Raw genomic sequence first — 18333 nt, forward strand, 5'->3', positions numbered from 1 at the left:
ATGCTTGGACAGACAAAGCCAGGGCAGGCCAAGCCGGCCAGGACGCTGGAGGGGCGGGCCTTGCGCAAGGACTGGGCCCAACTGACAGGACATGTGGTGGAAGTGTGGCTCAAGGGCGATCGGGTCGTGACCGGCATTGTGGAGCAGGCGGCCCCTGATGACTCCGTCCTCTGGATTGCAGCGGACGGGGCCGATCGGCGCAAGCTTTTTGACCAGTCCACCGGGTATGAGGTGTGGGCCTAGCGGACCTGCAAACCTGCCGACTTCAGGCCTCGTCCTCGGGGCGGGTTGCAAGGATCCGCTTGGCACTGACCTGCAGGATGCCAAGCGACTCCTGGATCAGGGGCGATGCGATGCTGCCCCTGCGTACGGCTGCCACTATGCGGCGTGCCGGCTTCCCTTTGCCGGTGATACGCAACCGCACCACGTTCTCGGTGCTGTGCAGCGGCGCCAACCGCGGCAGCAAGCCCACGCCCAACCCGGCTCCAACGAACGCGATCTGGGTCTCCCACTCCACGGCCTCGTGCGCGATCCGTGGCGTCACCCCCACTGCAGTGAAGGCCGCCGTGAACAGGGAGTGGTAGGTGGACCCCGCCGCTTCGGTGATCCAGGGTTCGGAGGCCAGTTCTTCAAGCGTCACAGTCTCCCGCGTGGCCAGTCGATGGTCGGCGGGAATGATGACGTCCAGGGGGTCGTCGAGCAGGACGGTCTGTTCGAAGCGGGGATCGTCTTCTCCGTACGTGTCGGACTGCATGGCAACAATGACGGCAAGGTCGATGCGTTCCGCCACCAGCAGGTCGAAGCAGCGGGAGGGATTTGCTTCCAGGACCTGAACCTCCAAGAGGGGCCGGGTGGACCGCAGCGTGGCGGCGAGCGGCGCGAGCAACTGTGCGGCCGCCGTCGAAAATCCACCGAGGCCAAAATGCGATTGCACCTGGTCGCCGGCCTCCATGGCCGCAGCCCGCAGGCTTTCCCATTCGGCGATCAGCTTGTCCGAACCGGCCACGAGGAAGCGTCCCGTGGCCGTCAGCCGGACGCCCCGGCCGTCCTTTGTCAGCAGCTGCATTCCCAGTACCCGCTGGAGTTCGCGCAGCTGTGCGGAGACGGCGGAGGGGGAATAACCAGTGAGTTCGGCCGTCGCCCCCACGGTGCCGCATCTGGCGAACACCCGGAGCGTTATGAGCCTCTGATCGATCATGGAACCATCATGCACCTATTGCGCAGGGTTATCTCCTAAATATTGCGCTTTTGTTGCAGTTCAATCGTCCCTAATCTCTAACTACGAAGACTTCGATAACCCCGCCTGCGATGATGCATCCGCGGACCCCAATGAATCGCATACTTACCCAGCCTCCCGGGAGGAAACCCATGACTGCTCAAGTGAACGTGCCCCTCAATTCACGCGGAAAACTCGCCTCGACTCTGCCTGCTGAGCAGCTGGCGGAAATCAGCGGGCTGTTTGAGTTCCGGCGCACCGGATACTCCCTCGACGCTCCCTTCTACACCGACCCCACGATCTTCAAGCTGGACATGGAAGCCATTTTCGGCCAGCACTGGATCTATGCCGGTAGCGTCGCCGAGCTGCCCGAGCCGGGCGACTACATCACGGTGGACTACGGCCCCTACTCCCTGATCGTGTTGCGCAACGACGACGGCGGCGTCAACGTGCTGCACAACGTGTGCCGCCACCGCGGTGCCCGGGTCCTCACTGAGTCCACCGGTTCCACCGGCAACCTCGTGTGCGGCTACCACTCCTGGACCTACTCGCCCGAGGGCAACCTGATCCACGCTTCGGCACCGGGTGAGGCCAAGTTCGACAAGAACTGCTTCGCCCTCAAGCGTGCCCACAGCCGCGAGGTTGCCGGACTCATTTTCGTCTGCATCGCCGAGGAACCGCCCACCGATTTTGATGAGACTTCCAAGATCTTCGAGCCCTACCTGGCACCCCACGATCTGTCCAAGACGAAGATTGCCTACCAGCAGAACATCATCGAAGAGGGCAACTGGAAGCTCGTCATGGAGAACAACCGTGAGTGCTACCACTGCGATGGCCACCCGGAGCTCGCATGCTCGCTGTTCCCCACGTGGGGCCTGACCGAGGGACTGATCCCGGCCCACCTCGAAGAGGTGTGGGACCGTAACAAGGAAGCACAGTCCTCCCTCGAGGAGCGTTGCCGCCGCTACGGACTGCCCTATGAGGTAGTTGAGGAACTCGATACCCGGATTGCCGGTATCCGTATCTCCCGCGAATCCCTGGACGGGGAGGGCGAATCCTTCTCAGCCGACGGACGCAGGCTCTCCAAGAAGCTCCTGGGCGACCTCCGGGACTTCCGCCTCGGCCGTTGCTCCATGCACTTGCAGCCGAACAGCTGGTTCCACTTCCTTGGAGACCACGTCATCACTTTCGGCGTCTTCCCCATCAACGAACACCAGTCACTGGTCCGCACCACCTGGCTGGTGGCCGACGACGCCGTGGAAGGTGTCGATTACGATCTCGACAAACTCACATACACCTGGAAGCAGACAAACCTGCAGGACAAGGCGTTCGTTGAGCTGTGCCAGACCGGTGCTGGCAGCCCTGCCTACGAACCCGGCCCGTACATGAAGAGCGAGTACCAGGTGGAGGCCTTCATCAACTGGTACGTACAGCGCGTCCAGGAGCACTTGGCATGATTGAACTCCTCACCGAAACGGCCATCCAGGAGCCCCAGCGGATCCGGGGTCTTGAGATGCCGTGGAACCGGGTCATGGGCAGCAGCGAGGCACCCGCCCGCGCTGCCCGTGCACTGGGTCCCTGGCATCCGCAGGAGTTCATGGCCGAATGCGTGGAAACCGTTCCGGAAGCGGGCGGCCTCATGACGTTCGTCTTCCGGCGGTCCGACGGCGCCCCCCTTGCCTTCCGCGCGGGGCAGTACGTCAACATCGCCTTCCCGGTGAACGGCGAAGACCAGGACCCGGTGGACCGCAGCTACTCACTGTCCAGCTCGCCCACCGAGCCGTGGACCTTCAGCATCAGCGTCAAACGCGATGCAGGCGGCCTCGTTTCGCCGTGGGTCCACGAGAACGTCAAGCCCGGGACTGTGCTGGAAATGCTTGGACCGGTGGGTGCGTTCCACCTGCCTGACGCCGACCGGCGCGCAAGGTATCTCCTGCTCGCGGCCGGCGCCGGCATCACTCCCATCATGTCGATGGTGCGCACCATCCACTCCCTGCCGGGCCATGCCGATGTTGTGGTGCTGTACCACGGAGCAGAGGCGGGGGGCTTTGCCTTCCACCGGGAGCTGGCCTACATCGCCTCCGTGGACTCGCGCGTCAAGGTCTTCTATTCCTTGGGTGACCGCAGCAAACCCGAGGGCTGGGAAGGCCTCAGTGGAAGGCTGACGGCGGCCATGCTCGAAGAGGTCGCCCCCGACGCCAACGGCAGGCAGGTCTACGCGTGCGGCCCCGAGGGTTACCTGAACACGGCCACCGAACTCCTGAAGAAGGTGGGCGTCGACGATACCTCCATCTACATGGAGTTCTTCACCGGTGACCGCCAGACGCTCCTCGAATACCAGGCGGAACTGGCACTCGCCGCGGACATTGCGGAGGAGATCGCGGAAGAAATCGCCGATTCCGCCGAGGACTACTACGAGAGCCAGCCCGCGGCGTTCGGGCTCTACGAGCCAGGCTATGACGCTGACGGGACGTTGGAGGCCACGGGACTTCCGCTGGAAACTTCCGAACCGGACGCGTCGGGTTCGGAAGCGTCCGACGGCGGCCCAACAGCAGGCGCGGAGGCTTCAACTCCCGATGCCTCGAGCTTTGAGACCGTTGGAACGGGAAGCCTCACCCTGTCCTTCCTGCGAACCGGCGTCAACGTCCGGATCGACCCCGACGAACACATCCTCGGTGTGGCCCAGCGCGCGGGCGTCAGGATCGGCGCCAACTGCAAGGAGGGCATGTGCGGCTCCTGCAAGGTGGTCAAGCTTTCCGGTGAAGTGGACATGAACCACCAAGGCGGAATCCGCGCACGGGAAATCGATGCCGGCAAGTTCCTGCCCTGCTGCTCGACGGCCCGAACCGACATGGTGATCGACGCTTAGCAGCTACCGGAGTCCCGCACTGTGGGCCAGCGCAATGGCCTCAGTGCGGGATCGGACATCCAGCTTCCGGAACAGGTTGCGGAGATGGAATTTCACGGTGTTCTCACTGATGTTCAGTTCCGCTGCGATGGCACGGTTGCGTTGCCCCGCGGCCAGGAACTGAAGGACTTCCAGTTCCCTCGCAACCAGGCCCCAGGCCGCGACATCGCCCGCAGGCGCCGACGGCGGATCCAGGGGCAGCGTCACCGAGATGTCTGCACCCCATCCCTGCATGACATCCACGCTCATTCTGCCGTCCAGGGCCTGCACTTTCTGGTGGAGCCGTTCCATGTTGGGGGCGTCGGGCGAGAGTTCGCCACGTCCGTCATCCCTGACGTTGATCAGCAGGTTCTCCCCGTCGCAGTCCCATTGGGCCCGGACGCGGTGCACCTCAGGTTGCTCGGCGATCGCCAGGACCAATCCCCGCACCACTGCCCTGGCAGCGTGGGCCACTTCTCCGGGCAGCGCGCGGCCATTGGCGGGTGGCTCGATGAACTGTATGTCGATGTTGCTGAAGTGCATCAAGGGCCGGAGGTCTTCACGGAGCCTCTCGAAGGCCGTGCTGACAGGTTCTTCCACAAGGTCGCTGGTGCGGTCGTTCAGGGTCCTGAGGCCGATCAAAGCCTTGACGGTCAGGTCCGTCACGAACGTTCGGGCTGCATGATCGTCCATGGACGTGGACCGCAGCGCTGCCAGCACGGTTTCCAAGGTGGTGGAGTGCTGGTCCACCAGCTCTGCCGTCACGCGGATCCGTTCCGCTGACGCGGCCCGGGACTCCAAAAGATACGACGGCGGCGCGTCACTGACCTTCTCCTGGATGCGGGCCGCTGTGAGCCGCCAGAGATAGGAAAGAACGCGCATTGCTTCGCTGTCCTCCGGAGCCACCGGATCAGTGAGGACCAGCAAGGCATTGCTGGGCGGGTAGCCAAGAGCCAGGATGTCCCGGTCCTCTCCTGCGATCGCGGCCCGGGTCAGCCACGGCTCGGCTTGGTCGCTGGATGCTGGCGAGTCCGTTGTTGCGCCCCCGTTCATGGCAGCGCGGATGGCATCGAGCTCGGGAATGGAGACCCGGCTGACAATGTGTTCCGCACCCGCCTTTTTCTGTGGCCGGCCGGTGCAGTCTTCGGTGAAGATCACCAGGGCGCTGGAGGCAACGAACGGCGGGAGCGCGTTCCACAAGCTCTCAGCGATTCCCGACAGTGGTGCCTGGCTGATGTCCTCGATGGCGTCGAGGAGTTGCCAAGGGAGGGTGGAAAGCTGCGACATGTTCCAAGCCTAAACGAGGGAGGCAAGCGTTACCTACCCGAAAGGGTGGTAAAGACTGCCCGTTCTTGGCGTTCTGCCACTACGGACTAACCGGAAGAATTGTCGTATTGACCCGAATGACCCAATCCCTACCCGAAAAGGAGCGTACGTGAACGTCATCGAAGAAACAGCGACGACCACCATTGACGGCGTAGCCGGCAACGCCGCCCTGATCCTCGGCGAGCTGACCGGCGTCGTCTCCGGCTTGGACTACGGACAGCTTTCCCGCTTCGCCCACTCGGTTGGTGCAGCCGAACGCGTCTTTCTGGCTGGTGCCGGCCGGAGCGGACTGGTGCTCCGCATGGCTGCGATGCGCCTGATGCATTTGGGCTTGACGGTCCACGTGGCCGGCGACACCACCACACCGGCCATCACCGACGGCGACTTGCTGGTGGTGGCGTCCGGCTCTGGCACCACATCCGGAGTGGTCAAAGCAGCTCAAACCGCCCTCGCGGCGGGAGCCCGGGTTGCTGCCATCACCACCGACCCTTCATCGCAAGTTGCAGGGCTCGCAGACACACTTGTGGTCATTCCGGCAGCACAAAAGACCGACCACGGCTCCGGCCTCTCCCGGCAATACTCCGGCAGCCTCTTTGAACAAGCCTTGTTCGTGGTGACCGAGTCGGTCTTCCACACCTTGTGGGAAGCCACTGCCGAGCCCGCCGAAAAGCTCTGGCTGCGTCACGCGAACCTCGAATAGGCGCTTTTCCCAACTCCCAAGCAATCCTCAAGCAATCCCGACAAGAAAGTAGAACACCATGAAACTGCAGGTTGCACTTGATCTCCTCACCATCGAAGACGCCCTGGAACTTGCCGGCAAAGTAGCCGAGCACGTGGACATCATCGAGCTGGGCACCCCCCTGATCAAGGCCGAGGGCCTCTCAGCCGTAACCGCCATCAAGGAAGCCCACCCCACCAAGATCGTGTTCGCCGACATGAAGACCATGGATGCCGGTGAACTCGAAGCTGACATCGCCTTCAAGGCAGGCGCCGATTTGGTATCCGTGCTGGGAACGGCCGACGACTCCACCATCGCCGGTGCCGTCAGGGCAGCACAGTCCCACAACAAGGGCATCGTGGTGGATCTGATCGGCGTTGCAGACAAGGTCTCCCGTGCCAAGGAAGCCAGGTCCCTGGGAGCCAAGTTCATCGAGTTCCACGCGGGCCTGGATGAGCAGGCCCAGCCGGGTTACGACCTGCGTGGCCTCCTCAACGCCGGAGAAGAAGCCCGCGTGCCGTTCTCAGTGGCCGGCGGCGTCAACGCCTCCACCATCGCGGCCGTGCAACTCGCCGGTGCCGACGTAGCCGTGGCCGGCAGCGCCATTTACGGCGCGGCTGATCCGGAAGTGGCCGCGAAGGAACTCAAGGCAGCCATCCAGTAACTCCGGTTTCCGCCAAGCGGTCTCCTGCTAACTGCCCTCCGGAGTCCGGTGATGGGCCCGCTCCACAAGCTCCGACATCCACGGCCGTTGTCCGTGATGGACAGTCAAGCCTTCGGGAATGCCTTTCACCGTGGCTTCCGTTCCGGACGCGTCGATCGTGATCCGGGCGCTGCCCATGGGGGCGTTGTGGAGGTGCAGGTCCCCGAAGGATGGTGGCAGCACGGGGTCCAGCCAGATGCCGCCCAGGGAAATGTGGGTGTCATAGCGCATCAGGCTCATGACCAGGTGGATCGGCGTAGTGGCGGCCCACGCCTGGGGTGAACACGCCGTGGGATAGGGCACCGGTTCCCGGAACTGTGAGCGGTCGAATCCGCAGAACAGCTCCGGGAGCCGGTCGCCGGAGATTTCCGCGGCTTCCAGCATCGCCATGGCAATCCGTTGGGCTTCTTCCACGAAGCCGTAGCGGAGCAGCCCGGAAACAATCAGGGCATTATCGTGGGGCCACACCGAACCGTTGTGGTAGCTGGCAGGATTGTAGGCGCCCATGTTCTTGGCAAGCGTCCGTACACCCCACCCGCTGAACATCTCGGGGGACATCAGGCGTTCGACCACCGCAGGGGCCTTGTCCTCATCGATCAGCCCGAACCACAGGCAGTGGCCCATGTTGGAAGCACAGGCGTCCACGGGCCGTTTATCGCGGTCCAGGGCCACGGCGTAGTAGCCCTTGTCGGGCATCCAGAACTGCTCGTTGAACCGTCTTTTCAACTCTTCCGCGCGTTCCCGCAGGCTTTCGGCCAACGTGAGGTCGCCGTCGTCGTAAGCCATCCAGGCCCGCGCCACATAGGCGCCGTGCACGTAGGCCTGGACCTCGCAGAGCGCCAGGGGAGGTTCGGCGAGGGTGCCGTCCGCGAAGTTGATGCCATCCCAGGAGTCCTTCCAGCCCTGGTTGATGAGCCCGTGTTCGTTGGGCCGCCCGTACTCGACGAAGCCGTCGCCGTCGCGGTCTCCGTAGGTTTGGATCCATTCCAGGGCGCGGTCTGCGTGGGGGAGGAGGGCTGAGATGGCGTCCTTGGCGAAGCCCCAGCGGCTGACCGAGCCCAGGACCACCACGAACAGGGGTGTGGCGTCCACGCTTCCGTAGTACGCGGATTTGCCGCCCAAAGCCAGGCCCCCGGACACGCCCAGCCGGACCTCGTGCAGGATCTTCCCGGGTTCCTCCTCGGTGGCCTCGTCCACCACCGTGCCTTGGCGGTCGGCCAGCGTGCGCAAGGTGCCCAAGGCCAGGGAGGGATCCACCGGCAGGGCCATTTCGGAGGCCCACAGGGAATCCCTGCCGAACAGCGTCATGAACCACGGCGCACCGGCCGCCACCACCACCCTCTCGGGGTGGTCCGGATCCTGGATGCGGAGCGCGCCAAGGTCCTCGTAACTGCGGCGGAGGGTGTTTTCAATGGACCGGTTGCTGAGCTGCACGACAGGGATCCGGTCAACCCACTCCTGCCGGCGCTGATCGCTGGGCGAGAGTCCGCCCTGGTCCTGATGCGTGAAGGTGGCACCGGTGCTCTGCTGCTTGGGCACCACGCTGGCACGGGTGCTCCAGCTCCCGTAGGCAGGAATTTTTGCCGTAAAACCCAGTGCCCTGGCTCCAGCGCCCGCACCATCGGCGCGGATCACCACGCTTTTCCGGATGTCCTCCCATTTTCCGCGGATTTCAAGGGAGTCGCCGTCAGGCAGGTGGGTTTCGGTCCAAAAGCGCGTGATCCGGGCTTCCTTGACCTCGAAAAGGTCTGCGAAATCCGATTCCGCGGAGAGCAGGATGCGGCATTGTGCTGCTTGGTTTGAGTAATTCCGTACGGTTATTTCTTCGCGGATTCCGTTGCCCACCTCCCGCAGCCTTTCCACAAGCAAGGGACTGTCCGCGTGCCCATCCGGGCGTGGAACCCGCCCGACGAACAGGGCCCGGTAGGGTTCCCGGGTCTCTGCTGCCAGCGATTCGATGACTTGTCCGTTGACTGTGAGCTCCCATTTGGAGAGGATCCGGGTGTCCAGATGGAAGACCCCGTGCGGCAGTTCGGGATGGATGTCTCCGTTGGCGGAGGAGATGCAGAAAGACGAGCCTTCCACCAGGGTCACGGTTCCAGCGCCGAGGGGACCGGCTGCTGTGTCGGCGTTCCATCCAGCCACGTGGGGCTCCTTATCGATCCGCTTGAGCTGCTGCGGCCCGCGCCTTTCCGGCCGCTTCGGGGGATGAAGACGACGCTACGCCGGTGGACTCGCGGGCACCAGATCCAGGACCCTCGGGGCAGCTCTCTTTTGTGCCACTTTCGCTGGGAAAACCGGCGCCCGTCGTCGAGAGTTAACCTCCTTTCCTCTTCCGGGAAACCAGAAGGGGTCTATAGTGAGGGAACAGGACATTCGCTGATGCAGCCCGGCGGCCCGCTTTTTCTTCCGACGCCGGAGGCCCCGTAATGACCGACACCCAAATAGGCAGCTTTATACGCGACTGTGTGGTGTTTGAGGACGACACAGAGAACGGCTTGGATTTTGACACTTTCTACGGCCTGTACATCAGCTGGTGCGTTCTTGGACGAAAAATCCCCATTCCCGACTCTGCCTTCAAAACCGCCCTCGAACGTGAGGGCTTGAAAACCATCAAAGCCAATGGCCAGCGGATCTACCCTGGCATGAGCATGGTGGGACCGGCCGCAAGGGACTACGTGGTCAACAGTGTTCCCCTCTGGAACGACGCCCAGGCGGGCAATTCAATGGCTGAGGTCGTTGAGGAAGCTGTTCCGTCCATCGCATAATTCCACCGTTTCAGACAGCCCATGCCCCTAGGATTTATCAGGGGCATGGGCTGTTTGCTTTTTCCGCCGTTCCTGTTTCGCCTGTCGTCTGAAAGGGAAATTCGTGAAGCCGTCCATTGTGTGGTTCCGGGACGACCTGAGGGTCGCCGACAACCCGGCTTTGCGTGCCGCCGTCGATGACGGCTCCGCGGTCGCCCTCTACGTCCTTGACGAAGAATCGCCTGGAATCCGCCCCCACGGCGGTGCCGCCCGCTGGTGGCTGCACCACTCCCTGACCGCGCTGGGCGAAGATCTCGCTGCGCTGGGGATTCCGCTGCTTTTGCGGCGCGGTGATGCCGCGTCGGTTCTCCGGAAAACCACGACGGCGCTCGGAGCGGGCGCGTTGTACTGGAACCGGCGGTATGGCGCAGCTGAGCGGACGGTCGACGCCGGGATCAAGTCCTGGGCGGGAGAAGCCGGATTGCACGTGGCCAGCTTCCAGGCCTCCCTGCTGCATGAACCCTGGGAGGTCACCACCAAGACCGGTGGCCAGTACAAGGTGTTCACGCCCTTCTGGCGAACGGTGTCTGCACAGGATTTCCGTGAGCCGCTGGCTGTTCCGGAAAAAGGCCACGGGTTCACCGGTGCGTTGCCCGCCCATGACCAGTTGGAATCATGGCACCTGGTGCCCAGCAAGCCGGACTGGTCCGGAGGGCTGGCGGAAAGTTGGACGCCCGGTTCCGCTGCAGGCCACAAGGTGCTGGCCAGCTTCGTAGCGGGTGGCCTTTCCAATTACAGCGAGGGAAGGAATCGTCCGGATACCGAGGGAAGCAGCCGGCTCTCGCCGTATCTTCGCTGGGGAGAGCTCAGCCCATTCGAGGTGTGGCATGCCCTGGGTTCCAAGCGGTCTGAAAGTGCCGGCATTTTTGCCTCGGAACTGGGATGGCGGGAGTTCTGCTGGCACCAGTACTTCCACAATCCGAACCTGGCCACCGCCAATCTCCGGCCGGAATTTGACCGTTTTCCGTGGGCATGGCCCGGCAGCGCGGGCAGCAATGGCCAACACCCGGGCCACGAAACTGCGCCGGAGGAATTACGTGCCTGGCAGATGGGCAACACCGGATTTCCGATGGTGGACGCGGGCCAGCGCCAACTGTGGCACTCAGGCTGGATGCACAACCGAGTCCGCATGGTCGCGGCAAGCTTCCTGGTGAAAAACCTCGGCATCCATTGGCAGCTCGGTGAGCAGTGGTTCTGGGACACCCTGGTGGACGCAGATCCCGCCTCCAACCCCGCAAACTGGCAGTGGGTGGCCGGTTCCGGGGCGGACGCTTCGCCGTTCTTCAGGATCTTCAACCCGGAAGCCCAGCGCGTGAAGTTCGATCCCCAGGGGAAGTACATCGCCCACTGGATCCCTGAGTTCGGCACTCCCGATTACCCCGAGGAGATCGTGGACCTCAAGACCACCCGGGCCGAAGCGCTGGAAGCGTACAAGGGGATGAGGGAAGTCCACTAAGTAGGCTGGGGTCCATGTCAACAGAATCCATTCTCAGGGTCCTCATCACGGCTTTTGCTGTCATGTTCATCGCTGCGATTGCTTGGTGGGCCCGGAAGCACCCCAACCGGTCCAAGCAGTACCCGGAGCAGGTGCGCCTGCCCAAAGTGGTGCCTTTCATCGGCTGGCTATTCCTGATTTTCGGGTTGCTGATGAGCTTGGTCTCGTTCTCCTACGCTCCTTCTCCCGTGGGTGCCAAGATCACCGCGGTGGCCATTTTCCTGGGCGGCATTGCCTTCGTGCTGATGTACCGCAACTTTTACGTGGCTCCGCGCGCCCATGAGGTGGCCTTCCGGACCGTGCTGGGCAAAGAACATGTAGTTCCCTACAGTGGGATCGCCGAATACAGGGTTCGGGTGATGAGGGGGCAGCCAATCCTGACGGTCAAGTCCGTCCACGGCGCAAAACTGAGCCTGAATATCCAGACCTACGACGTAACCCCTTTGATGATGGCCATCGATTTCCATCGGGCAACCGGGCATTGGCCAGCCCGGACGGACGTGGTGGGTGACGCCGTCGGCCCGGAAAAACACCCCTCTGGAAATTAGTAGGAAGTCCGAGTATATTCGGATTCAGAGATGACCTGGATCACAGTTGGTTCATGTTCCCGCCAAGGTCCCGGAACCCGGCGGCACGGCAGTCATTCACGATGCAAAGGAGCATTCCACCATGGTGCGCGAGCTTTCCCACTACGTAGACGGCCAGAGGATTGAGGGTACGTCCGGTCGCTTCAGCGACGTCTACGATCCCTGCACGGGCGAAGTCCAGGCCCGGCTCCCGCTGGCCAGCGCGGACGAGGTCCGCAACGCCGTCGCCAATGCCGAGAAGGGGCAGCTCGAATGGGCGGCCATGAACCCGCAACGCCGGGGACGTATCCTGCTCAAGTTCGTGGACCTGGTCAACGAGAACATGGACGAGCTCGCCAAGCTGCTGTCCTCCGAGCACGGCAAGACCCTCGCGGACGCCAAGGGCGACATCCAGCGCGGCATTGAGGTAGTGGAGTTCTCGGCCGGCGCACCGCACCTGCTCAAGGGTGAATTCTCGGATAACGCCGGGCAGGGGATCGACGTCCATTCGCTCCGCCAGCCGCTCGGCGTGGTGGCCGGTATTACGCCCTTCAACTTCCCCGCCATGATCCCGCTGTGGAAATCCGGCCCGGCGCTCGCAGCCGGAAACGCGTTCATCCTCAAGCCCTCCGAGCGCGACCCTTCCGTGCCGTTGCGGCTTGCCGAGCTGTACAGCGAAGCGGGGGTGCCGAACGGCGTCTTCAATGTGATCAACGGTGACAAGGAAGCCGTGGATGCGCTCCTTGAGGACCCGCGGGTCAAGGCGATCGGTTTCGTTGGGTCCACGCCCATTGCCCAGTACATCTACGCCACGGCCGCCGCTCACGGCAAGCGGGCACAGTGCTTCGGCGGGGCCAAGAACCACATGGTGATCATGCCCGACGCCGACCTCGACATGGCTGCCGACGCATTGATTGGTGCCGGATACGGTTCCGCAGGCGAACGCTGCATGGCTATCTCGGTCGCCGTGCCTGTAGGCCAGGAAACAGCCGATGCCTTGGTGGCCAAGCTGACCGAGAGGGTCAAGGAACTCAAGGTTGGCCACAGCCTGGACAAGGACTCCGATTTCGGGCCCGTGGTGGCTGCTTCCGCGAAGGAACGGATCGAGGGCTACATCCAGTCCGGCGTGGACGAGGGCGCCACCCTGGTCACCGACGGCCGAGGCCTCACCGTAGATGGTTACGACGGCGGCTTCTGGGTGGGCCCCACCCTCTTCGACAACGTCACCAAGGACATGAAGATCTATAAGGAAGAGATCTTCGGGCCAGTCCTCAGCGTTCTGCGCGCAGCTGACTACGACGAAGCGCTAAGGCTCTGCAGCGAGCATGAGTTTGGTAACGGCGTCGCGATTTTCACGCGCGACGGCGACTCCGCCCGCGACTTCGCCAGCCGCGTGGAGGTGGGCATGGTGGGCATCAACGTCCCGATTCCCGTGCCGATCGCGTACTACACCTTCGGCGGTTGGAAGGCGTCCGGCTTCGGCGACCTGAACCAGCACGGCGCCGATGCCTTCCGCTTCTACACCAAGACCAAGACCGTCACCTCGCGGTGGCCCTCCGGCATCCGCCAGGGCGCCAGCTTCGTGATGCCGGCAGGCAGCTGATGGGGGCCGCTGAGGAAACGCAGCAGGAAGACGTACTTTTTGAGCGCCGCGGCCACCTGGGCATCGTGACGCTCAACCGGCCCAAGGCCGTCAACGCGCTCAACGCAGGCATGGTGAAGGCCATGCTCCAACAGCTGACGGACTGGGCCGACGACGACGCCGTTGCCACCGTTTTGGTGCGAGGCGCTGGCGACCGCGGGCTGTGTGCCGGCGGAGACATCGTGGCGATCTACGAGGACATGCTGCACGGCGGAAGTGCCACGGCAGAGTTCTGGGCCGACGAGTATCGCCTCAACGCTCTCATCTCCCACTATCCCAAGCCCTACGTCGCGTTCATGGACGGGCTTGTGCTGGGTGGCGGCGTGGGCGTCTCGGCGCACGGTTCAGTCCGGGTGGTCACCGAACGGACACGGACCGGGATGCCCGAGACCACCATCGGTTTCGTGCCCGACGTCGGTGGCACGCTGTTGCTTTCCCGCGCACCCGGCGAAACGGGAACCCACGCCGCGCTTACTGGCGCGCACCTGACCGGGGCGGACGCCCTGTTCCTGGGGCTTGCGGACCACTTCGTGCCGTCCGAAAACCTCCCGGCGCTTGCAGAGGCGCTGGAAAACTCGACGGCGGAGGCCGCCGTCGAGCGCTTTGCCCAAACCGCACCCGACTCTGCACTGGCTGTACAGCGGGACTGGATCGATGCTGCCTACGCGCAGGACGACGCTGAGGAGATCGTGCGGAGCCTGCGCGACGCGGGAGGCGAAGCTGCGGCTGCGGCCGATACGATCGGGGCGAAGTCGCCCACCTCGGTGAAGGTTGCCCTGGAATCGTTGCGTCGCGTCCGCGGACTGACCCTGGAGGAGGCATTGGACCAGGAATACCGCGTGGGCCTGCGGTGCCTGTCAGGGCCCGATTTCCGCGAGGGCATCCGGGCGCAGGTGGTGGACAAGGACCGCAACCCGCAATGGAAGCCGGCGACGCTCGCCGATGTCCACAAGTCCGACGTCGAGGGCTACTTCGCGCCGCTTGGTGACCGCGAGCTGGGCCTTTCAGCAAACCCGGTCCAATCAAGTCCAGTCCAGTCGAGTTGAAGGAGACGGAAATGACAGAGAACGCAGCACCAGCCACGGGACTCATCGCTTTCCTCGGCCTGGGCCACATGGGTGGGCCCATGGCGGCCAACCTCATCAAGGCCGGCCACCAAGTGATCGGGTACGACCCCGTTCCTGCCGCCGTCGAGGCCGCGGAGGCGCACGGAATTCCCATGGCATCCTCGGCGCACGAGGCTGCAGCCGAGGCCGCCGTGGTGTTGACCATGCTGCCCAGTGGCAAGCACGTCCTGGATGCTTACCGGGGTGTTGACGGGCCTGGGCTGCTGTCGGTTGCCAAGCCGGACACCCTGTTCCTTGACTGCTCCACCATCAACGTGGACGAGGCACGCCAGGCTGCCGTGATCGCTCTGGAAGCCGGTCACCGGTCTGTGGACGCACCGGTTTCCGGCGGCGTGGTGGGAGCTGAAGCGGGCACGCTGACCTTCATGGTGGGTGCCCTGCCGGAGGACTTCGAAACTGTGAAGCCGATCCTTGAGCTGATGGGAAAGCGGATTGTCCACTGCGGTGATCACGGTGCCGGGCAGGCCGCGAAAGTCTGCAACAACATGATCCTGGGTGTGTCCATGATCGCTGTCGCCGAAGCCTTCGTGCTCGGTGAGAAGCTGGGCCTCACGCATCAGGCGCTTTTCGACGTCGCCTCCAATGCATCGGGCCAGTGCTGGGCATTGACCACCAACTGTCCCGTTCCCGGGCCGGTCCCCACAAGCCCGGCCAACCGTGACTACCAGCCAGGTTTTGCCGGCGCACTGATGGCCAAGGACCTGCGCCTGGCCGTGAACGCTCTGGAAAGCACAGGTGTTGCCGCGGAGATGGGGCCGCTGGCTTCCCGGATCTACGACGCTTTTGCTGCCGGGGAGGGTGCTGGAAGGGACTTCTCCGGCATCATCACGGAGATTCGCGACAAGTCCGTATGAAAGATTGGAACTGAACTGATGACGAGCCTGGCGGAGAGGGAGAGCATGACGGAGCAGTACCAGAACATTGTGGTGGAACGGCGGGGCAGGGTTGGCCTGGTGACCCTGGATCGGCCGTCGGCGCTGAACGCGCTGAACACTGCCCTGATGAACGAGCTCGTTGATGCCGTGACGGCCATGGACACCGATCCCGAAGTTGGTGCGGTAGTCATCACCGGTTCCGCCAAGGCGTTCGCGGCCGGTGCCGATATCAAGGAAATGTCCTCCAACAGCTACATGGAGATGTACGCGGCGGACTGGTTCCGGCACTGGGAAGACCTCACCCGGCTGCGGATCCCCGTGATCGCCGCGGTGTCCGGCTTTGCCCTGGGTGGTGGCTGCGAACTGGCAATGATGGCGGACTTCATCATCGCCGGAGACAACGCCAGGTTCGGCCAGCCCGAAATCAACCTGGGCGTGATCCCCGGCATGGGCGGTTCCCAGCGGCTGACCCGCGCCGTGGGGAAGGCGAAAGCCATGGATATGGTTCTGACCGGACGATACATGGACGCCGAAGAGGCCGAGCGTTCCGGCCTGGTGTCCCGGGTGGTTCCTGCCGCCGAGGTGGTTGACGAAGCCGTCAAAGCCGCCGAGGTCATTGCCTCCAAGTCAAAGCCCGTGGCGATGATGGCCAAGGAAGCTGTCAACGCAGCCTTCGAAACAGGCCTGGCGCAGGGTGTGCTTTTTGAACGCAGGATCTTCCACTCACTCTTTGCCACGGAGGACCAGAAGGAAGGCATGGCCGCGTTTAGCGAGAAGCGCCAGCCGGAGTTCAAGCACAGGTAGCCCGGCCGGAAAGGGCCTTGGACCAGTCGCCAGGTGGAAGTTCAGGGGAAGGGAAATCGTACGCCCTTTTCATTGGGGCAACTCCAATGCTTCTAAAATCTGGGTGCCGATCATCCTGCCAAGGTAGAGACCGGCACCCAGATGCCTTTAGGGCGCAGGGCGAAGATCGAGCCGGTCACAAAACCCTTCGAGGGTGTCGCCAGCTCTGGAGGGGAAAACACCGATCACGTTGTCCGGTCGCAAGCATGCCCGCAGTTCGGGCACGGGGTTACGGGAACCAGGCTTAGGTTGGTGCCGTTCACCCCATGTCAGAGATCCGTTCGTCCACGCCAAGGAGCAAACTTCTATAGCGGTTGTGGTCGAGAGAGGATCTGTGTTCACGGCCTGTACATGATCCGCGTTTTTTGAGTCGGCGCTGTAGCAGTACGTGGAGTTTGCCACGGCGTCACTGCTTGCTTTCACGAAGACGGCTCCTGCAGTCGCGCCGAGAGCCAAGATAGCACCTGCTCCTATGGTCGCGGTCCGCACGCGGACCTGCCTCCGCTGGTGCCGACTGATGCTGCCCCGGGTAGCGAGGTGAATTCTTTCCAGGTCAGCGTCCGTCGGCCAATGCGACGTTTCTTTGTTCATTGTGATGCCCCTGTTTCACGGTTCGGGTCATGCCTGCGGTGCTTTGACTTGAGGCGGGAAAGCCTGTTGCGCACAGCCCCGTGTGTGATTCCCAGTTCCTTGGCAGCACTTTCATAACTGAGTTCGTTGAGAAGGCAGAGCCGGTAAATCGCTTGATCGAGCTCGGACATCTGACTCACGTGCATTTCAATTTGGCGAACTATCTCGCCTTGGATGACCAGTTCCTCAGGTCCCGGATCTGGGGAACTCCCCTCAAAGCCGTTGTCGGTCGAGGGTTGGGCTAGCACCTGATTTTTTGCAAGGATTGAACGGCATTCGATCCTGCAGACTCCCAGTAGCCACGGCAGAAGTGACTCGCCTTCCAAGGTGATACGGCTGGCCTTTTTCCACAGAATGACAAATGTCGATTGAGTGGCATCTTCCGCTGCCGGCCCCGATCGAAGAAGACTTCGGGCTTGCCAGGCTACGAGGCGGGCATAGCGTCGATATAACGTATCGAAAGCATCTTCGTCCTTCTTGCCAACCTGATACGTGAGCCACTCATCGCTTAGAGCTTTGGTCGTATCATCCGCTGCAATCAACTTTTACCTCCCTTCTGAACGAGACTTCACCTATATACGCGCCCCACGCAGGAAATCGTCTCAAAGTAATTTCAGAGCGCGGGGGCCGTGCCAAGATGCCGTCGCGATGAAGACACGGATCAGTCGTCGCATGGATGCGGTCGCTCGTGCACGACCGGGAGGTGTTCCCTTAGCCGTCCCGGTCATGGAGGCCGAACGCGTCTCGAATCCGGTCCTCGCTGGGGGAGCGGTGCGGGCTCGTCTGCCCTAGGCCGGAAGGGCTGACGGGTCCAGGGCGGCATCAAAGAATGCCCTCTCCAGCCGCACAGCTTCGCGGAACGTTTCGCTGACGCGATTGCGGACGTCCGGGGATGCGGGCTCGACGGCGTCGAACTCGTCCCGTAGCCAGGCCACCCAGGCGTTGTACTCGGGATTGTTGTGGAGGCGGATCCATTCCGAGTGTTTGGGCGCGGCCGGCCACGAGGCAGGATCCCCGGCCCGGGCTGCCCAGTCGCCGTAAAGCCATTCAGCAACCAGCAGTACAGCCAGGACATCCGGGTAGGAGCGGCTGGCGAGGGCACTGCGCATCAGGTTGTCGAAATCCTGGGTGACTGGCTCCAGAGCCGGTGCGCTTCGATCTGCTTCGGGAACGCCGAGTTCGTTAAAGCAATCCTGGAAATACGTATTCTCATCGGAAGCGAAGCCCCCGAGAACTCCGGCAAACACCAAGCGGGAAGGCAACGACGGCGCCGATGCCACGGCCTGCCCGAGGAGTGCCGTGAAGGCGTCGCAGAACTGGTAATCCTGGATGAGGTAGCGGCGCAGGCGCCCATCGGACAGGGACCCGTCCAGCAACTGGTCCACGAACGGATGGTTGACGGCGGCGTTCCAGTCCTCGGCGTACTGGTTCCTGAGTTCATTGGCAAAGCCCACGCTGTTTCCTCCTGAGTTGTCGGCATTCGGCGCCTAGCAGTGTG

Annotated in this window: 17 protein-coding genes; 12 read left to right on the forward strand and 5 right to left on the reverse strand. The window is 63.1% G+C overall.

Features of this window, described 5'->3' with window-relative positions:
- Positions 1-243, forward strand: a complete 243-nt coding sequence (locus PJL15_RS07685; protein WP_281450587.1) for a hypothetical protein — start codon at positions 1-3, stop codon at positions 241-243.
- Between the two features lie 22 nt (positions 244-265).
- Here PJL15_RS07685 and PJL15_RS07690 read toward each other — a convergent pair whose 3' ends face one another.
- Positions 266-1198 (reverse strand): LysR family transcriptional regulator, encoded by a 933-nt coding sequence (locus tag PJL15_RS07690; protein ID WP_281450588.1) that lies wholly within the window; start codon positions 1196-1198, stop codon positions 266-268.
- 170 nt (positions 1199-1368) lie between these two features.
- On the opposite strand from PJL15_RS07690, the gene PJL15_RS07695 reads away from it, so the two are divergent.
- Complete coding sequence (locus PJL15_RS07695; RefSeq protein WP_281450589.1) at positions 1369-2673, forward strand: aromatic ring-hydroxylating oxygenase subunit alpha; 1305 nt, start codon at positions 1369-1371, stop codon at positions 2671-2673.
- Positions 2670-4085, forward strand: coding sequence for a ferredoxin reductase (locus PJL15_RS07700; RefSeq protein WP_281450590.1), 1416 nt, complete (start codon positions 2670-2672; stop codon positions 4083-4085). The genes PJL15_RS07695 and PJL15_RS07700 overlap by 4 nt, the downstream gene beginning before the upstream one ends.
- Positions 4086-4088: 3 nt before the next feature.
- On the opposite strand, the gene PJL15_RS07705 is transcribed toward PJL15_RS07700, so the two are convergent.
- On the reverse strand, positions 4089-5390 hold the full coding sequence (locus tag PJL15_RS07705; RefSeq protein ID WP_281450591.1) for a helix-turn-helix transcriptional regulator: 1302 nt from the start codon (positions 5388-5390) through the stop codon (positions 4089-4091).
- A 148-nt stretch (positions 5391-5538) separates the two neighbouring features.
- On the opposite strand from PJL15_RS07705, the gene hxlB reads away from it, so the two are divergent.
- Both hxlB and hxlA read left to right on the forward strand, forming a co-directional pair.
- Positions 5539-6129: a 6-phospho-3-hexuloisomerase gene (hxlB, locus tag PJL15_RS07710; RefSeq protein ID WP_281450592.1), complete on the forward strand. Its 591-nt coding sequence runs from the start codon at positions 5539-5541 to the stop codon at positions 6127-6129.
- Between the two features lie 58 nt (positions 6130-6187).
- Positions 6188-6811, forward strand: coding sequence for a 3-hexulose-6-phosphate synthase (gene hxlA, locus PJL15_RS07715; RefSeq protein WP_281450593.1), 624 nt, complete (start codon positions 6188-6190; stop codon positions 6809-6811).
- A gap of 27 nt (positions 6812-6838) precedes the next feature.
- On the opposite strand, the gene PJL15_RS07720 is transcribed toward hxlA, so the two are convergent.
- On the reverse strand, positions 6839-8995 hold the full coding sequence (locus tag PJL15_RS07720; protein ID WP_281450594.1) for an amylo-alpha-1,6-glucosidase: 2157 nt from the start codon (positions 8993-8995) through the stop codon (positions 6839-6841).
- 284 nt (positions 8996-9279) lie between these two features.
- Between PJL15_RS07720 and PJL15_RS07725 the strand changes: the two genes are divergently transcribed.
- The 7 genes from PJL15_RS07725 (at position 9280) to PJL15_RS07755 (ending at position 16166) form a co-directional block, all read left to right on the forward strand.
- The gene (locus PJL15_RS07725) at positions 9280-9618 is read left to right on the forward strand and encodes a hypothetical protein (RefSeq protein WP_281450595.1); all 339 of its coding nucleotides are present in this window, start codon (positions 9280-9282) and stop codon (positions 9616-9618) included.
- A 103-nt stretch (positions 9619-9721) separates the two neighbouring features.
- On the forward strand, positions 9722-11113 hold the full coding sequence (locus tag PJL15_RS07730) for a cryptochrome/photolyase family protein (protein ID WP_281450596.1): 1392 nt from the start codon (positions 9722-9724) through the stop codon (positions 11111-11113).
- Between the two features lie 14 nt (positions 11114-11127).
- On the forward strand, positions 11128-11700 hold the full coding sequence (locus PJL15_RS07735) for a hypothetical protein (protein ID WP_281450597.1): 573 nt from the start codon (positions 11128-11130) through the stop codon (positions 11698-11700).
- Positions 11701-11821: 121 nt separating this feature from the next.
- A complete protein-coding gene (locus PJL15_RS07740; RefSeq protein WP_281450598.1) occupies positions 11822-13321 on the forward strand; it encodes a CoA-acylating methylmalonate-semialdehyde dehydrogenase in 1500 nt (499 codons plus the stop codon).
- Entirely contained in the window at positions 13321-14406 is a 1086-nt protein-coding gene (locus PJL15_RS07745) for an enoyl-CoA hydratase/isomerase family protein (protein WP_281450599.1), read from the forward strand. Before PJL15_RS07740 ends, PJL15_RS07745 begins: the two co-directional genes overlap by 1 nt.
- Positions 14407-14417: 11 nt before the next feature.
- A complete protein-coding gene (gene mmsB / locus PJL15_RS07750) occupies positions 14418-15341 on the forward strand; it encodes a 3-hydroxyisobutyrate dehydrogenase (RefSeq protein ID WP_281450600.1) in 924 nt (307 codons plus the stop codon).
- Positions 15342-15386: 45 nt separating this feature from the next.
- Entirely contained in the window at positions 15387-16166 is a 780-nt protein-coding gene (locus PJL15_RS07755; RefSeq protein WP_281450601.1) for an enoyl-CoA hydratase, read from the forward strand.
- Between the two features lie 626 nt (positions 16167-16792).
- Here the strand turns inward: PJL15_RS07755 and PJL15_RS07760 are convergent.
- The gene (locus PJL15_RS07760; protein WP_281450602.1) at positions 16793-17377 is read right to left on the reverse strand and encodes an RNA polymerase sigma factor; all 585 of its coding nucleotides are present in this window, start codon (positions 17375-17377) and stop codon (positions 16793-16795) included.
- Positions 17378-17623: 246 nt separating this feature from the next.
- Complete coding sequence (locus PJL15_RS07765) at positions 17624-18289, reverse strand: TenA family protein (protein WP_281450603.1); 666 nt, start codon at positions 18287-18289, stop codon at positions 17624-17626.
- Between the last annotated feature and the right edge of the window lie 44 nt (positions 18290-18333).

This window comes from Paenarthrobacter nitroguajacolicus (genome assembly GCF_029952445.1).
Taxonomy (GTDB): Bacteria; Actinomycetota; Actinomycetes; order Actinomycetales; family Micrococcaceae; genus Arthrobacter; species Arthrobacter nitroguajacolicus_B.

Bases quoted from the DNA above. Each gene is read 5' to 3' on its own strand.
- PJL15_RS07705 (WP_281450591.1), bottom strand. From the start codon at position 5,390: ATGTCGCAGCTTTCCACCCTCCCTTGGCAACTCCTCGACGCCATCGAG.
- PJL15_RS07685 (WP_281450587.1), top strand. From the start codon at position 1: ATGCTTGGACAGACAAAGCCAGGGCAGGCCAAGCCGGCCAGGACGCTG.
- PJL15_RS07725 (WP_281450595.1), top strand. From the start codon at position 9,280: ATGACCGACACCCAAATAGGCAGCTTTATACGCGACTGTGTGGTGTTT.
- PJL15_RS07695 (WP_281450589.1), top strand. From the start codon at position 1,369: ATGACTGCTCAAGTGAACGTGCCCCTCAATTCACGCGGAAAACTCGCC.
- hxlA (WP_281450593.1), top strand. From the start codon at position 6,188: ATGAAACTGCAGGTTGCACTTGATCTCCTCACCATCGAAGACGCCCTG.
- PJL15_RS07740 (WP_281450598.1), top strand. From the start codon at position 11,822: ATGGTGCGCGAGCTTTCCCACTACGTAGACGGCCAGAGGATTGAGGGT.
- mmsB (WP_281450600.1), top strand. From the start codon at position 14,418: ATGACAGAGAACGCAGCACCAGCCACGGGACTCATCGCTTTCCTCGGC.
- PJL15_RS07700 (WP_281450590.1), top strand. From the start codon at position 2,670: ATGATTGAACTCCTCACCGAAACGGCCATCCAGGAGCCCCAGCGGATC.
- PJL15_RS07735 (WP_281450597.1), top strand. From the start codon at position 11,128: ATGTCAACAGAATCCATTCTCAGGGTCCTCATCACGGCTTTTGCTGTC.
- PJL15_RS07745 (WP_281450599.1), top strand. From the start codon at position 13,321: ATGGGGGCCGCTGAGGAAACGCAGCAGGAAGACGTACTTTTTGAGCGC.
- PJL15_RS07755 (WP_281450601.1), top strand. From the start codon at position 15,387: ATGACGGAGCAGTACCAGAACATTGTGGTGGAACGGCGGGGCAGGGTT.
- PJL15_RS07690 (WP_281450588.1), bottom strand. From the start codon at position 1,198: ATGATCGATCAGAGGCTCATAACGCTCCGGGTGTTCGCCAGATGCGGC.